This is a genomic window from Enterobacter sp. BNK-34, from assembly GCF_048684445.1.
GTDB classification, from domain to species: domain Bacteria; phylum Pseudomonadota; class Gammaproteobacteria; order Enterobacterales; family Enterobacteriaceae; genus Enterobacter; species Enterobacter pseudoroggenkampii.
This window is the reverse complement of the sequence record NZ_JBLQUA010000002.1, coordinates 11,561-27,469: the sequence shown is the minus strand read 5'-3', so window position 1 is coordinate 27,469 and position 15,909 is coordinate 11,561. Positions and strand designations below refer to the sequence as shown.

The window sequence follows — 15,909 nt, the reverse complement described above, 5'->3', positions numbered from 1 at the left end:
GTCGCTGAGACCAAGGTGCGGTATTCTACCGGGTACTGTCCCTTTAACTTCAGGCTTGTAAGTTATTCTTTTTTCGCTAGCCTGCTCTATCTTTCGGAGTACTGGCGGCGGGGGGGGGCGTAACACAAACAAGCTTGCTGAAGAAAACCTTTCGTTGACGACTACAAACAACTTAACTTGCCCTTTTCCACTTCGCAAAGCCAACTTTAAACAGAATCCAGACCGGCGAGCGCAAAAGCTAACTTTTAAACTGTTTTCGTGCTGTGCCATGGTATGCGAGCTATTAGAGTGCGAATTGCAGGAGTTTAACAACGGGAAGCGGAAATGCTTTGGTTACAGTCTTATATAGGTTCGGCTACCGTGGCGGAGTCAGTTCATCTATTATTTAGAAGTGTCGAGTATCCGTGGTAATTCAGTGAGTCCAGTAAGCACATCTTAGAACGAGAGATAAGGGGTTCATGTTAGGTAAAGATATTTAACCTCATAATATGAGGTTAAATAACAATGGCTGATGTGAAGGTCATGTGTGGGCAAGAACAGTTATAGATATTAGTTCTTCGAGTCGCCAAGGTAAAAATACGGTGGTGATATATCTCAAGAGCTATCGTTAAAATAGCTCTTGTTAGGAATCACAAATAATCTAATGTAAAGTTTGCGACTGCTGTGAAATCACCTTCAGTTGGACGCAAACCGCCAACGAGATAAGCTGAGAAATGTAATGTATTATCACCTGTCAAAAGATTGTGAGGTGAACTTGCGACTCCCAGAGGAAGATAATCACCGCTATTTTGCTCCGAAATGGCGATGCCAATCCCACTGGCCGTGCCGGTTGTCCCCAGAATTTCAGGATTAAACGTAGCCCCTGAACCGTTGAAGGTTATTGTTACCCAATTATAGAGTTTTGGCTTATTCAAGACACAGTTCTCGAGTGAAATATCAAAGTTACGTGGTGTTGATTTTCTGTCACCATCGGTAAGATCTTTAATAGATATCTGCCCTAGATCAACTGTTTGATCTGATGATTCCGGAGAAATGGAACAGGCCGAGTTAGTAATGTTTCCGGTAAAGGTTACTTTACCTCCCTGGTTTGCAGCCATTGCATTTCCGGTTAAAAATGCTGTCGCGAAACAAAGGGGGATAACTTTTGATGATAAATTCATATATTGTCCTGTTGAAATATAAAGTCATAACTTTGCTTGGTTCAAGCCAAGTATATTAGAAAGGATAAATATAATTATTAGGCGGCGCATCAAAGGCGTCCACCCCCTCTCTCAAAGAAACAAATTTATAACATTCATGTGATCTCCCTGTTATACCGAGAATATATTGGTATGAACCGGAAATGATCTTGACCCGCCACCTCGGACAGCTTTTGTATCTTAATGGGCTGACCCCGCCCCGGTATTCCCTTCGGGAGTTATATCCCAGCTCGCTGTGCGGGTGGTTTTCATTGTAATGCGTGAACGCTGCTGCAAGGTTTTGCAGTGCTGTTCTCACATCCGGTTTTGGCAAGAACGCGATATAGTCTTCTTTAATCGTTTTCACGAACCGTTCGGCCATGCATTGCTCTGCGGGCTGCTCACCGCAGTTGTGCAGGGTTCCAGATTCAGCTCTCTCGCGACCTTCGTGTTTCATGCGCGGTATACGATGAACCGTTATCCGTCAGCCACTGCACTGAAGTGTCCGGCAACCTGTCGTCTACCGTCCTGCACCGTCGAACTGTCGTAGCCTCCTGTGCTCGCCGCCAAGTCGATGGCTTATCTGTCGCAGCAGTCCAGCGCGAACGTAACCCGCAGTTTTTCACCATTATTGCAGCCGAACTCGAAGCCATCTGAACACCAGCGTATATCGCATTCTGCCACCGCGATTTTTCCCTTATGCTCACGCTTCGGTCGCTCTGGTTTGTCATGCAATAACCGCAGGTTATGCTCATTCATGATCCTGTAAAGTCGTTTGGCATTTACCGGCGACAGTCCTGCTGTGCGGCGTTGCTTACACAGGATGCCCCATACACGTCGATAGCCGTAGCTGGGCATATCTATCGCCGTCAGGTCGTTGAACTGAGTCGGGCCACGCTGGGGAGCTGGTCCTGCGCGGTGAGCAAACTGCTGGAACCACTTTACGACCTGCTGCGCCAGTACGTGCTGATGCCGGTCAAAGTACATACGGATGATACCTCTGTGCCGGTGCAGGAGCCGGCAGCAGTAAAACCCGCACGGACCGTGCGGGATGACCGTAACGCGGGTTCACCGCTTCCACCGGCGGTATGGTTCGCGTACCCGCCGGACCGGAAAGGTGTATATCCGCAGCGGCATTTTGCCGGGTACAGCGGGATCCAGCAGGCGGATGCGTACGGTGGCTACAACGCGCTTTACGAAGACGGCCGCATCACGGAAGTGGCCTAAATGGTCCATGCGCGGAGAAAAATCCACGACGTGCATGCCCGGACACCGAGCGACATCACAACCGAAGCGCTGAAGCGAATCGGAAAGCTGTATGCCATCGAGGCGGAGAGCGACAACAACATCGCGGAGAACACGCTGCTTGGCGTTGCGCAGGGCCGGAAAAACTGGCTGTTCGCCGGTACAGATACGGGCGGAGAACGTGCGGTAATCCTATACTCTCTGTTCATCACCTGCCGGCTTAACGGCGTTGACCTTTAGACGTGGTTGCGTTACGTCATCGGTCATATACAGGACTGGCCGGTGAACCGGGTCCGTGATCCGCTGCCATGGAAAGTTGATCTCATCCAGGCCTGTTAGTCAATACGGTCATTATGTGACGCTTACCTCGAAGGTGATTACATAGAAGAGATATGTAAGTAACGCATTTTGATCGCAAAATAATAAGTGGACAGAAAAAACCTATGAGAATTTTTCCGCTTGCAGTTGAATAATTTTAAATTTATTGGTGTCAAGGGTTGGAAATTAATAGTATCGCCTCGTTAATGACTACCGGAATATAGTAACTAAATACATAATAATTATCTATGCCTTCTACCTTTTGCCTTCTTGATATATCAAATCCCTCTTTCCGAGTTGCCATATATTCAAGAAAAAAAATATCGTAAAAACTTCTAATCCTCGAAAAGGTGTCCTCTGCTCGGCCAGCCCAGCTAAAACAGATGTAATCACCCTGAAGGGAAACATTTTCACCTTCAGGTAAAATAGTTGGGTTGCCGGGTATAAATGTATACATACTGACTTCATAATTTTCCACATCATATGGAGAGAATTTCAAACACATCCATACGTCATCACGATTTAATGATTTGGTATGACAAAAATTATCAATAATGAGCTCAAGCTGATGGTAATGTGAGGCCATCATCATCCCGCTTGGACGCTGAAATGTATGCTTAATACCACGAGCCTGTATATCAAAATCAAAAAGACTGACGAATTTGCACGAAAGATATCTCTTCGGAAGATTTATTCTATGTTTTTTCAGAATTCCATTAAAACTAATGTTTCTGTGTGTTGTTGATTTATTAATACACTCTCCTGTTATTATTTCAATGCTTTTTATAAAGTAGCCAACACTCTTTCTGTTGTATTTTTTACAAAGATCCTCAACTGAAATAGTGGTGAATTTGAGCTCCAGAAGTATCCTGTAAGCCCACATCACTTTAGTATACAGGTATGGAGTGACACCTGCATATTTCATAAATAATCTACTCAGGTGTCTTTTACTATAACCAGAAATGCGCTGTAACTCATTCATGGTCATCTGATTGGGCAGTCGATTGTCAATATGTTCCAGTAAAGAATTGAAGATTTCCTGTGAAAAACCATCATTAAATTTAGTCATGTTACCCCTAATATAATATATGCTTTGTGTATATTTTAGCATATCCAAGATTCGCGCTAGTTCATATTCATCTTGATTAATTAATCATACTCAATAATATAATTTGCGCTAGCATAGAAGGTGCCCTCGGTTAATTTGCTTTCATCCTCAACCTGAATGAAAGCCTGCACTGTAAACAGTGTCGACTCTGCAATCTCTAATGAAAGATATTTTGCAGGGTTATTTATTGACAGCAGTTCTCCATCTGGTGTTTCAATGCCAATTGCAATCCCATTACTAGTACTACTAGGGTCGGGCATTAACAAACCGGTAGAGACAGAGCTTTCAGTTCCGGTAAAGAAAATTTTCACTGTTCCTTGCCTGGATATATCACAGTTATCAAGATGTATAGTAAAAGGAAAACCTTTTGTTCTTTTTTGTTCTTTAAGCTCTCTGACTGTAATTGCAGAAAACATCATCGTAATTTCTTCATCACCAGGCCTGAGGGTACAGGGAGGAGCTTCAATTAATGTTCCGCTAAATTCAGCAGCAACGCTACTTTCATTTGATAAAGCATGACGGAATGGATAAAATAAGAGAGAAACTATAAATAATATAGTGAATATAACTTGACGATTTATCATTGATAAGTTACCCGCAGGGTTGCAGATGCTGTAAATCCACCCCCGATTAAAGTCGCATCAATATCTTTATCAAGAACAGCTTCAAGTATTATATTATCACCGTAATTTAATGTAAAATCTTCATTAATAGCCTGGGGGGTACCATTATTCAGTAACCGTACACCTAGCCCAGGTTTTTCAGGAACATCAAGCAACGCAGTATTAAATTGCGCACTGGCACCATAAAATTGTAGGGTTAACTGATTATTCTGAAGATGTTCACATGTTAGGTGTAAATCTAACTGTTTTTTTTGATATGAAGAACCGTCAATTTTTGTAATATCGACATCTCCAAACTGAACAACAATATTTTCATTGTTATTAACCATGCATTGTGCTGCTTCTGAGACCAGCGCTGTAATCGGGAATTCTACTCTATCATCATCCTGAGCTGCTCGCGGTGAATATGAAACCAACATTATCAGGCTATAACAAAGCCAGGCTAAGGTGTTTTTTTTAAAACTCAGATTATACATTTTAACCTACATATAAAATCAGTTGGTGTTAGTCATATTTAATTATCATGACCAGATTATTATTATAGAAGCCAGCCTGACTTGGAGTCCCGGTAGTTCGTATTGATAACATGGTTTTCTCCGACGGTTTCTTCTCCAAGTGAGTGCCATCCTTGATTTCAGTATTCGCAGTACTATCAATTAACTGGTGATTCAGACCATTTTTGCTTGGATTTTCCAAGGAAACTGTAAATCCAAATGCGCGAGATTCGGTTCCTTGGCAAACCCCCCTCATAGCCCCGACGGGAATATCTTTTTTCACTGGAATGCCAAGTGTGAGCTTCCCCAAAGAAGCAGTGGTTTCGCCCTCATGTACCCACGTACACTGCGGACCTAAAATAATGGCGGTCGCGGTAAAGGTAAAACTATCGGGAGACTGCGCAGCATAACAAAAAGAAGTTGAAACTGCGGCCAACACCAGTATAAAAATCTTTACACACGCATTTAGTTTCGTAATCATTCAATTTATATCTTTATATCTCATCAATCATAAATTAATTCGAAACTCACAAAAGCATCCCATTCGTTGGCCTCAAGGGCCGATAGGGTTCGTTCAGGGGCTACATGGTAAATTAAGGTATCAGTACCCGGTTCCAAGAACAAAGCGCCACCCCGCTGACCCAAAGGTACACTTTTCCCCTGATGATCTGTGATTCTCAAACCAATGCCTTCGATTCCGTTTAACGCGATAAGCTGGTCATTATCTTTATGGCTGTTAGCTATAAAGCGAATTGTGGCCAACGGCTGACTATCACTCCAGTTCAGTAATGCACCAGGAACATTCATTAAACTCCGGCTTGTCTGTTGACAGTCTTTCAGGCGCAGCTCAAGGGTAGTAGCCCTTCCTCTATCTCCCGGATGATTTAACTGGCTTGTTTTTGTATCCCCTAAATCGATTTCCTGAAAGACTGAAGTCATATCAAGACGACAGGCATCTCGATATACAGCACCATTTACGTGAAACATTCCATGTAAACTATTTGTAAGCCAATTATTTTGCTCACTGGCATGACTCACCTGTATAACTAGAGTTGTCATTAATATAATTAACAACATCTGAAATCTTGATGTTTTTGAATGCATGCGAATTCTCTTAATAAGAGGCTTATTAACACTAGTAATTCATTTCTTATTTGTATCAGTCATGCAGGAATTTGCGTTGCATTTAAAATTCAGGCGAGGACGTCCACCGTAATCATTTATATACGTAAGAACAGGGTTGTTCCCTAATTCATTTGCGTTAACGCCTAATGTATTCTGACCAAACGGTTCGATCATCACGGCTTTAAAATTTGCATTGGCCTCAGATTTTTCTGAAGATCGTGCATCAACCAGCGTAATAAAATAAGGAGTCTGATTTGAAACCTGATACTTATTACCAGATTTAGTCAGCGTGATTTTTTCGTTAAAGATGGAAGCCATCTCTTCTGCACTTATAACAAGGGCTTTTGGTCTATAAAACAGCTTTATTCGCGACTGCAGTGCCAGTTGCATAGTATTTGCTTTTTCGCTACGTGGTGGTATCTCACGTAAATTGAAATAAAAAAGTGATTCGCGATCCGTAGGGAATGTGCTGACGGAAGGTAAAGCCTGAATTTTTACCTGACTTTTACTTCCCGGCTCAATACGCTGAACTGGCGGTAAAACAGTCAACGGGCTGGTGATTTTGTTTCCTTTCGAATCCTCAAGCCATCCCTGTGCAAGATAAGGTAATTTAGTATTTTCGTTACTAACTCCCAAACTCACTGAATTCTTGTTGCCATCAAAAATAACACGCGTTCGGTCCAGGGCAATGGCTGCCAAGGCTGATTGAACGTTTATAGCTATCAGTAATGATACAAAAAGACTATTCTTGATAGTGGATGATTTCATGTTAATTTCCGGTTGTGGTTTTAAGTAAAAGAAGATAAATAAATTGTGATATATCTTCTCATGATTATTTTTTCACTCTTGCACTGTTGAAGATGCCACAGGACTGCATGTCAACAGCATGCTAGCAACTTGCTCATTATTAAGTGGAAGTTTATCAGGAACATCAATGGCACACTGGGATTCCCCATCCCAACGTACAAATATAGTTTCACCTGAATTTATTCCGCTTAAATAGACATTGCCACTGTCATTTACGAGACCAATTTCTTCGTGGTTTGTATTGTGAACAGTAGCACCAAAAGGTGGGTATGACCCGTCCTTAAGACGAATTACAGCCATACCTTTACTCCCTGTTATAACATCAAAATGTCGATATCCTATAGCGCCTTCAGTCATAGTTAAATCGGTAACAGAACGTCTGACTTCTGTGTTTTCATCCAGTTTATCGAGATCGATTTTAGCTGAATTTCGGTAATAACTATTAACATCACCGAGAACTGATGTACCGAATACATTCGAATACACAGATGCCCCATAACCTCTGACAGGGACGCCTGAAACACCATCAGTATCGACCATAAGCCGGGTTCCTCCATTCGTCCCAGAACGATGTAACGCAGCGCCTTTCATAGTCGCAGTTCCACTTCCTTGTAAGGATATGCCTAGCTGAGTGTATTCATCTGACTTATAGCTTGCATTTCCATTTATCAGCGCAATATCGGTTCTATGCGTCACATTTGCACTTAAAGAATTATTGCTTCCAGTATAGCCTGTGCTGATTCGGTAGTCAGTATTTTCATTTAACTTTTTCATATAACTAACTTGTTGCTCTGTTTTGCTTCCACTGTTTGAAAGGTTATAAGAAACTGTACTACCTTCACCAAAAGGCACTGACATGGAAAGATACATTCCATCGTCTGTTTCCTGTTCGTATTCATTACGATAAGCTGACAATGAAAGATTGATATTTTTTATAGGACCAATGTCAACATTATGAGAGGCCGTAATACTATAACGTTCATTAACAGGTTTTTCCCAATATGTTTCATGGGTATAATTCAGATATGCGGTAAGTCCGATACTGTTAAATCTTTTATTAGCCGTTATAGTATACATCTCTTTTCGGTTTCCTGCCCTTTCCCCAGTATCAAGGGCGTCGAGGTACTCAGCCATACTCATGAAGTCTCTTTCTGAAAACCGGTAACCTGCAAAGCTTATATTTGCATCTAGCTCGTCAAAAGATTTCGAGTAATCCAACCGAAAGGACCGACCTTGTAATGCGGAATTATCGGGTAGGGTAGTCATGGATTGTGTTATATCAAAAGATACAGCCCCTATCGCGAACAGGTCTCTACCAATACCCGCAGCGGCAGCCCAGTAATTATCACTAACGATGCTCCCACCAAAAAGTGACCAACCATTACTTACTCCCCAGGAAAATTCTCCGGTAGCAAACATCGGACCATCTACTGAATGAGACCAGCTTGAGGCCCGACCTACAGCAGTACTGTATCTTACCGTTCCAGGGCGGGTGAGATAAGGTATATTGGCAGTCTCAACCTGAAACTCTCTAATTGAACCGTCTGCCTCAGAAATCTTAACGTCAAGTTTTCCATGGATATTATCGCTTAAATTCTGTATAGCAAAAGGGCCACTTGCGACCTGTGTTTCATATAAAATGCGGCCCTCTTGGGAAATTGTCACACGTGCATTACTGTTGGCCACACCAGTGACTTCAGGTGCATAACCCCGTAAATTTGGTGGCAGCATATTGTTGTCAGACTTAAGCCCGGCACCTGTAAATCGGAAACTGTCAAAAATGTCCGAGTAAAGATAGTCTTCGCCTACTGTCAGTTTCGCCGCTAATGCTGGTATCGGACGGTACGCATAAAATCGACTCCATTCCATGTCAGAGGACATGGCACTGGCTGACGAAGTTGAATCTGGGCTCATTTGCCAGTCAGCCCTTAAGCGCCAGGCTCCCAGGTTAACTCCAGTAGTTCCATTCCCGCTAAGTGTGTAATCACTACTACTACGCGATTCATGTTGTCTATCTATCGACTGCACATTGATGTAGTAATCAACCAAAACTCCGGAAATGCCATTATCCCATCGGGAAGGAGGATCCCAGTTTGTGTCTGTATATTCGAGATAAGCTTGCGGAATACCTAATGCTAAGGATGACGTAGCGAGTGCGACATCAATGGTAAGGCCGTTCAGACTATCAATCCTCAGGCATTGGTTTTTATCATCCCATTGCAATTTTTCAAAAATGTCAGGTTTAATCCCAAACAGGGAAACCATATCTCTAGTTAAGCAAGCTTCGCTACCATTAGGGTCGTCTTCAGGCGCCCGAAAGATGACTTCCATTTCTTTGATGCTTTGACCATTTATTTTCACCATCAACTGGTAAGCACCGGGTAAAATAAAGCCTTTCTTAGAAAACTGGCTTAAATCAAAATTATTTTTATCATTTACATCAAGGATGCTAGTATTGAATTGAATTTCATCTTCAGAATTGGCAGCAGGCATTCGAAGAGAAAATATAAAAGCAAGTGTGCACATTGCAAATATAACCGCGTTTCCCTTCATTGATTTGCAATGTATCGCCATTTTACTAATCTTTAATTTTCAATCGTTGATTATTTGATTCACCCATAAATATCCTTACGAACAGGTGTGACAAGTACTCCTGCTCGTAAGGATAAAGCTACTTACTGGTAAGTTAAAATAAAATTAGCGACAGCAGTAAAATCACCCTCGGTTGGCGTAGCATCTTCATTCCCCATGAGATAAGCTGAGAAATGCATAGTATTACTTCCATTCATAATATCCATTGCTTTACTTGGAGTATTCAGAGGAAGAAAACCAGAGCTACTATTTTGCTCTGCGATAGCTACGCCAACACCACTTGCCGTACCACTAACCCCTAAAATGCCCGGCTCAAATTCTGAGGACGCCCCCCCGAACGTGACGGTCACTGTATTTGCGGTACTTTCATCCAGCACACAATTTTCTAGTGTAATATCAAAATCACGCGGTTTTGTTGTTTTATCGCCATCGGTCAGATCTTTAATAGATATCTGCCCTAGATCAACAGTTTGATCTGATGATTCCGGAGAAATGGAACAGGCCGAATTAGTAATATTTCCGGTGAAGGTTACTTTCCCTCCTTGGTTTATAGCCAAGGCGCTGCCAGACATCATTACAGCAGTAAAACCAAGCGAAAGACATAATGCAGAGAGCTTCATTTATTTTCAAACCTTATTTGCTATTTATAGGATCTGAACCAATTCCAGATTTCCTTGCCTAATTAGAAAAGATAGTATTACGAAGAGTTTAAAAATGTCCGCATCGTGCGAAAAAACCATGCAACCATTACAATCTATTAACATATTGATTGTTCCATCCGTTTACCCTGATAATTTCACCGTAGTTGTAAGTGTTCTGAACCGTACCGGGTTTTCGGGAGACTAAACTCTCAGTGAAAGAAGATCCGAAATGACATCCAAACGAGCAAACCGTTACCCACCAGCGTTACGTGAGCGGGCTGTCCGAATGCTGCTGGAACAGCACAGTAATATCACTCAGAACAATAACGTGAATAGTGCCGGGCCGTAACTGTCAACGCCAAGATTTATGACCGTTTTTCGCCATTTTTAATGTCCGCTATTTGATCACTTCTGTTGTCCGCTTTCCGCCATTTCATCATCACTGACTGGCGTTGCGTTTTTGGCCAGCACTCCGGCTTTGCGTTTTTCCTTCAACCGGTAACTTTCTCCTTTTATATTCACTGTGGTTGAGTGGTGCAGCAACCGATCCAGGATCGCCGTTGCCAGTACGTTATCGCCGAACATCTCTCCCCAGTCTGCGAAGCCTTTGTTTGATGTCAGGATTATGCTCGCTTTTTCATACCGTCTGTTCAGCAGGCGGAAGAACAGGCTGGCTTCCTCTCTGTTCATCGGCAGGTAGCCTATTTCATCCAGGATCAACACCCGCGCATAGCTCAGCTGTTGTAGTTGACGCTCCAGCCGGTTTTCCTGCTTCGCTTTCATCAGGGTCGCTACCAGCCTGTCGAGTGGCATGAACAACACCCGGTGACCTGCATCCGCAGCTTTCACGCCGAGGGCTACGGCCAGGTGGGTTTTCCCCACTCCGGGAGGCCCCAGCAGGATTACATTCTCGCAGCGCTCCACGAACGCCAGACCGGCCAGCTCCCTGACGACCTTACGATCGATACCTGGCTGGAAGCTGAAGTCGAACTGCTCCAGCGTGTTGACCCACGGCAGCCGGGCCTGTTTCAGACGGGACTCCATTCCGCGCTGATGCCTGCCGTTCCATTCCTGCTGCAGCGCCATACACAGGAACTCCCGGTAGTTCAGCTCTTTTTTAGCTGCCTGCTCCAGCAGGCTTTCAACGTGATAGCTCAGATGTTCCATTTTCAGGCGACTCAGCAGCGCTTCAAGTTCATGCATCACAGCAGCTCCTCATACGCACTCAGTGGACGATGCTCCACCATGCTGACCTGCTGCCAGAGCGGGGCATGATGTTCCGGCACCGTTTGCCAGCCAGATGATGCTGAACAGAGCCGGTGCGATGCCACCTGCTGCTCATTACTGTAGATCCGCAACTCATCATCCAGCGATATGCGTATCGAGACCGGCTGACCACACAGCGTTTCGGGAACGCTGTAGCGATTGCCGCCAACCTCGATATAACTGTCCCAGGACACATGGCGGATGTCGAAGTAGCTGGTATCGAAGTCCGTATCAGGCAACGGCTGCAGATGTTCCTGCTCGAGCGCGAAGCGCTGTTCCGGGGTCTGTCTGAACTGGCGAAGCGCCCGTTTGTCAGCCACATCAGCCATCCATTGCTCCAGTTGCTGGTTAACATGAGCGAAGCTGTCGAACCTGCGATAGCGGACGAAGAAGTTCTCCTTGAGATATTTCACCATCCGCTCCACCTTACCTTTGGTTCTGGCCCTGCGCGGACGGCAGGCACGCGGCAGGAAGTCATAGTGGTCGGCCAGCAACAGGAACCCGGAGTTGAACACCACTTTCCCGTTGTTATTTTTCAGCACCGCCGCTTTCTGGTTATCAACCAGCACTGTTTTCACACTGCCACCGAAGTGGCGGAAGGCGCGAACCAGCGACTCATAGGTGTGTTCAGCATCCTGCTTTGGCGCGGCGAAGACATGGAAGCGACGGGAGAACCCCAGCGTATTAACCGCGAAGTTAACTTTGCATCGCTGCCCGGCGACCTCCACCTCAACTTCGCCCCAGTCGTGCTGCAGCTGGTAACCGGGCTGGGTTTCGAAGCGGACCGTTTTCTTCGACGGGCGCATTTTGCGTTTGGGCTGGATGTAATAGCGCAGCATGGAGCGACCACCGGTGTAACCCATCGCTTTGATTTCTGCGAGGATGACCTCGCCATTCCAGACATTTTCGGCCAGACGCGTATCGATATAATCCATAAACGGCTTCAGTTTGGCCATTTTATGGCGCGTCTTTCTGGCCGGTGGCTCAGGGTATTTAAGATACCGTCTGACGGTGCGTTCAGAGCAACCCACCTGAGTTGCAATGTCGATAATGTACGCACCCTGCTTACGCATTTGTTTTATCATGTAAAAGTCCTCTCTGCTCAGCATGTAGATGTCCTTTCTGGTGTGAGAACCTCAAGGAAACAACATGTTGGGTGGAGCGGACAATTCAAATGGTGAATTACCGTCTTATATCATTGGCGCTAACATAACTTCCTGTACAGTGGAGCTGGCCGGTCATCCTGCGTTCTGTCGGGCCTGATGGGGCTGTTCATGAGGTATGAAAATTTTCATCAATTTCAGAGAAGTTGCTGAGGAACCGGATATCTCTCGCAGGCATACGTTCATGAGCCGGTGTAATCAGCCCTGTCAGCAGAAAGCGACCGCTGTCCCACATATGTTCTGTGTAAATGAGGTAATAATCTGAATTACGGTTGTAATTCTCAGGCCTTGATAAGACGTCTGAACAAGAGTTGCTTTATGTCCTGTCGTTGCGCAAGAATCGCGTGTGTCGTGACGACTGAATCCTCTACGCTATACAAAACACGATAACCGTTTGCTGTATTACACTCACGGTATTTCGAGACGCCTATTTTAAGTAGTTCCGGAGAACTTTGACATCCGTAGGGGTAGATGCTTACGCGATTCTCGTATTGATCCAGTATTTCAGCCAGAACAGGCCCTGGGTCTATTTCTGTCTGTCTCAGGTGAGATGTGATCTCAGACAGACAGGTTCTCACTGTTTCGGTATATTCAATTTTAACGACGTTTTTTTCCATTTTTGTGCCTTAAGCAGAAAGCGTCCTTACAATCCTTCAAGCAACTGTTTTCTGGTGAGCACTCTCCCTTGAGCTTTATCCTGTTCAGATAGCGTCAAAAGTTTAAGAAGTGCTATGGCATTTTCCCGTTCCTGTTGCTGGTCATATGACTCAATAACATAAGCAGGTACACCGTTTTGGGTAACCAGAATAGGTTCAGAAAGATCCAAGGATGCTGCGTTCTTTTTTACGAAAGATATTGTTTCAACTTTCATAGTGGAGGCCCTGTCGTTAAATCAGAACTTAATATAGTCTAAATTTAGTTTTGTTGCAATTCCGAACGACTGTGACTAGATGGCTGTTCCCGCCAGAAGACTACGACAGCAGGCCTGATCTCTGTTGGTCATTTCCCGGATAGCGGCCTGGAGTCTGTCAGCGTTAACGGCTTCCGGGAAAACCGTGATGTTGTCCCGATTCGCTCCGCTAACGGGCATGACGATGCTCCCCGGCGTTCCGGTGAGTCCCAGCGCCTCTGCCAGGTTACTGTTTTTCTCAAGGGACGCGGTATGGTCGCCAGGAGCCGGGGCGGCCAGTCCCGCCTTTGACGCTGCCCCGTGAATATCCTGCGCCGTCAGTTTGCCTTCATTATGGCCGGTGGCGTAGATGGCATTGTGATAGGTGACATAGGCCTGCGGCCCTTTCTTTTGCCAGACCGTCAGCCCCTGCTGCGCTGCCTGAAGTGAGGCTTCCCAGCGACCAGCAAAAATTGGCCACTCCTTAAAGAGGTAGCGGACGTCCGGCTGCGCTTTCATAACTTTCTCCAGCTCCGGCGCGAAGCGGTTGCAGAACACGCACTGGTAATCAAAGAATTCAATCACCGCGACTTTTGCATTTTCAGGCCCGTAAGCCGGGGTGTCCGGATCATGCAGAAGGTTCGCCTGATTCTCCATCACGCTGAGTGCAAACATTTTCTGCTTACGTACCTCCTGCTGTTCCTGCAGCTTATGACTGACCGTCACCAGAATCTCCGGGTGGGACACCAGATAGTCGGCAGCGATTTCTCCGATACGGGCCTCCTGTTCCGGACTGAATACCGGCTGAGGTGCCGAGGCGTGTGCAGTTAATCCAGAGCTTATGTATGTTGTAACTATTAATGCCGTTAATTTATGTCTTTTCATTGCCTGATTCTCATTGTTAAAAGGGGGATTAACGTTCTTTCTGAATGGTACGGGTGAGGGTCTGTTCTTCACGCTCCGGCATGCGGCCGCGTTCAGTATTTTCTGCAGCCCTGAGCATGTCGCGCTCAGCGTTTGCCAGATCTGCAATCACACGCGATGCCCGCGACAGTTCACCGGATGCCTTGTCAGCACCTTCCAGCTCACTCCTGACACCTGCCGCGGCTTTCATTTCCTGTCCATCGGTGTTTTCCTCACCTCTCACCCTGGCGATCACATCCGCATCCGGGTTGAGTTGTTCCGGTTTACGCGGATTAATTTCTTCCGGTTTCAGTCTGATCACTTCTTCCTGCGGAACGTCTGCCGGCAACGGTTCCGGCTGTCTGCTCCGCCCGGCTTCTTCATTGCGAATCTGCTCTGCCAGCATCTGCTCGCGCAGCTGCTGTACGCTCTGCCCGTCCGTCAGCGTGGAGACAGTACCCGGTGAGACGTCCTGTTGTGTCCCGCCGCTCACCTTAAGCAGCCATGCTGAAGGGGGTTCATCGCCGGTCTGCCAGACCACGCCGTCCTTCGGATGATTACGCACGGCATCGAGCGCAGCCGTCAGGTCGCTGACCACAATCGTGTTACCGGACTGGCTCCGCTGCAGTACCGCACCACGGGCACGCTCTGTCATCACCATACGGGTGTCGCCCTGCGTCATCCGCCCTTCCGGACTGGCGACCAGGGAGACCAGGGCCAGGCCCGCACTCCTGCCATTGTTGTCATACACCGGCAGCGCCAGCGCCGGTTCGGGAAAGCGCCGGGTGGCCGGGATGATTTTTGCCGTAAGTGACGCGTCCTGCATGCCCTGATGACGCACCCAGGCGCGGCCAATGGCCGTTTTATTCACCGGCTGCCCCATCGCCCAGATGGCTTTCGCCTGTTTCCGCTGCGTTTCAGGTGCCAGCGCATCGTGCGCCGTTTTGATATCATGCTCCGGCGTTTTTATCGCCTTAACCCAGTCTGCTTTCCCGTCGGTATAAATCTGGACATGCTCCTTCACGCGCGAGGCCGAGATGTAGAAGGCACGACGTGTGGCAAGCGCCTTACGCCCGCCTTCCGTGCCCTCAAGCGCAATGACGTAATCGGTACTGGCCCCCTGGGCACCGTACCCGGTGACGGCCCAGCCGTAGTCAATATGCTGCTGCGACCGGACATTCTCCGGATTGATAGTGACGCGACCGTTCTCGCCCTTCAGGCGGATACCCGGCTGTGGCCTGATGTTAAGGCTCAGGGATGAGCCGCGGTCGGTCTGAATAAACAGCGTGAAGTTCTGGCTGACAAGTGGAGACAGAATAAGTGCTCCGTCGTCGGTCTGGCTCTGGTCATAGGCACCGGTTGGTCCGCTGATGCTGGTAATGAGTTCTCCGTCGACAACAACCTTGCTCGGGTTGGTGTTGCTGAGAGTGACGTTAAAGGCGGCGTCGTTCTCAAACGGAATGGCTGCGGGTGCGGAAGCGGCCCGGAGGCCGCTGTTAAATAATCCCGCTGCCAGAAACACAGCAGCAGCTGCCGGTGAAATACGAAATTTCATGG

14 protein-coding genes and 5 pseudogenes are annotated in these 15,909 nt (G+C 46.3%); 1 reads left to right on the top strand and 18 read right to left on the bottom strand.

The window, feature by feature from the left end; all coding sequences use genetic code 11:
* Nucleotides 1–629: 629 nt before the first annotated feature.
* Complete coding sequence (locus tag ACMGG5_RS23955; protein WP_233396708.1) at nucleotides 630–1,160, bottom strand: fimbrial protein; 531 nt, start codon at nucleotides 1,158–1,160, stop codon at nucleotides 630–632.
* A gap of 238 nt (nucleotides 1,161–1,398) precedes the next feature.
* A pseudogene (locus tag ACMGG5_RS23950) lies at nucleotides 1,399–2,039 on the bottom strand (integrase core domain-containing protein); the annotation flags it as partial.
* On the opposite strand from ACMGG5_RS23950, the pseudogene ACMGG5_RS23945 reads away from it, so the two are divergent.
* Nucleotides 2,037–2,762: pseudogene (locus ACMGG5_RS23945) on the top strand (IS66 family transposase); the annotation flags it as partial. The pseudogenes ACMGG5_RS23950 and ACMGG5_RS23945 sit on opposite strands and share 3 nt — an antisense overlap.
* Before the next feature lie 151 nt (nucleotides 2,763–2,913).
* Here the strand turns inward: ACMGG5_RS23945 and ACMGG5_RS23940 are convergent.
* The 16 genes and pseudogenes from ACMGG5_RS23940 to ACMGG5_RS23865 form a co-directional block, all read right to left on the bottom strand.
* Entirely contained in the window at nucleotides 2,914–3,810 is an 897-nt protein-coding gene (locus ACMGG5_RS23940) for a hypothetical protein (protein ID WP_233396707.1), read from the bottom strand.
* Nucleotides 3,811–3,890: 80 nt separating this feature from the next.
* Nucleotides 3,891–4,433, bottom strand: coding sequence for a fimbrial protein (locus ACMGG5_RS23935; RefSeq protein WP_233396706.1), 543 nt, complete (start codon nucleotides 4,431–4,433; stop codon nucleotides 3,891–3,893).
* On the bottom strand, nucleotides 4,430–4,948 hold the full coding sequence (locus ACMGG5_RS23930; RefSeq protein WP_233396705.1) for a fimbrial protein: 519 nt from the start codon (nucleotides 4,946–4,948) through the stop codon (nucleotides 4,430–4,432). The genes ACMGG5_RS23935 and ACMGG5_RS23930 overlap by 4 nt, the downstream gene beginning before the upstream one ends.
* A 28-nt stretch (nucleotides 4,949–4,976) precedes the next feature.
* Nucleotides 4,977–5,447: a hypothetical protein gene (locus tag ACMGG5_RS23925; protein WP_233396704.1), complete on the bottom strand. Its 471-nt coding sequence runs from the start codon at nucleotides 5,445–5,447 to the stop codon at nucleotides 4,977–4,979.
* Nucleotides 5,448–5,470: 23 nt separating this feature from the next.
* Complete coding sequence (locus tag ACMGG5_RS23920; RefSeq protein WP_233396703.1) at nucleotides 5,471–6,070, bottom strand: fimbrial protein; 600 nt, start codon at nucleotides 6,068–6,070, stop codon at nucleotides 5,471–5,473.
* Between the two features lie 39 nt (nucleotides 6,071–6,109).
* A complete protein-coding gene (locus ACMGG5_RS23915) occupies nucleotides 6,110–6,859 on the bottom strand; it encodes a fimbria/pilus periplasmic chaperone (protein ID WP_233396702.1) in 750 nt (249 codons plus the stop codon).
* A gap of 72 nt (nucleotides 6,860–6,931) precedes the next feature.
* On the bottom strand, nucleotides 6,932–9,472 hold the full coding sequence (locus tag ACMGG5_RS23910) for an outer membrane usher protein (RefSeq protein WP_420278638.1): 2,541 nt from the start codon (nucleotides 9,470–9,472) through the stop codon (nucleotides 6,932–6,934).
* A gap of 101 nt (nucleotides 9,473–9,573) precedes the next feature.
* Nucleotides 9,574–10,110, bottom strand: coding sequence for a fimbrial protein (locus ACMGG5_RS23905; RefSeq protein WP_420278637.1), 537 nt, complete (start codon nucleotides 10,108–10,110; stop codon nucleotides 9,574–9,576).
* A gap of 426 nt (nucleotides 10,111–10,536) precedes the next feature.
* Nucleotides 10,537–11,334 carry an IS21-like element helper ATPase IstB gene (istB, locus tag ACMGG5_RS23900; protein WP_233396739.1) on the bottom strand — a complete coding sequence of 266 codons (798 nt, stop codon included), beginning with the start codon at nucleotides 11,332–11,334 and terminating at the stop codon, nucleotides 10,537–10,539.
* Nucleotides 11,334–12,506: an IS21 family transposase gene (gene istA / locus ACMGG5_RS23895; RefSeq protein WP_233396699.1), complete on the bottom strand. Its 1,173-nt coding sequence runs from the start codon at nucleotides 12,504–12,506 to the stop codon at nucleotides 11,334–11,336. Before istA ends, istB begins: the two co-directional genes overlap by 1 nt.
* A 163-nt stretch (nucleotides 12,507–12,669) precedes the next feature.
* Nucleotides 12,670–12,828, bottom strand: a pseudogene (locus ACMGG5_RS23890) (type II toxin-antitoxin system YafO family toxin); the annotation flags it as partial.
* Between the two features lie 13 nt (nucleotides 12,829–12,841).
* Nucleotides 12,842–13,177, bottom strand: coding sequence for a type II toxin-antitoxin system RelE/ParE family toxin (locus ACMGG5_RS23885; protein WP_233396697.1), 336 nt, complete (start codon nucleotides 13,175–13,177; stop codon nucleotides 12,842–12,844).
* Nucleotides 13,178–13,203: 26 nt separating this feature from the next.
* Nucleotides 13,204–13,431, bottom strand: coding sequence for a type II toxin-antitoxin system Phd/YefM family antitoxin (locus ACMGG5_RS23880; protein WP_233396696.1), 228 nt, complete (start codon nucleotides 13,429–13,431; stop codon nucleotides 13,204–13,206).
* Nucleotides 13,432–13,506: 75 nt separating this feature from the next.
* Nucleotides 13,507–14,334 carry a DsbA family protein gene (locus ACMGG5_RS23875; RefSeq protein WP_233396695.1) on the bottom strand — a complete coding sequence of 276 codons (828 nt, stop codon included), beginning with the start codon at nucleotides 14,332–14,334 and terminating at the stop codon, nucleotides 13,507–13,509.
* Between the two features lie 28 nt (nucleotides 14,335–14,362).
* Nucleotides 14,363–15,577, bottom strand: a pseudogene (locus tag ACMGG5_RS23870) (conjugative transfer relaxase/helicase TraI domain-containing protein); the annotation flags it as partial.
* Nucleotides 15,578–15,907: pseudogene (locus ACMGG5_RS23865) on the bottom strand (TraK domain-containing protein); the annotation flags it as partial.
* Between the last annotated feature and the right edge of the window lie 2 nt (nucleotides 15,908–15,909).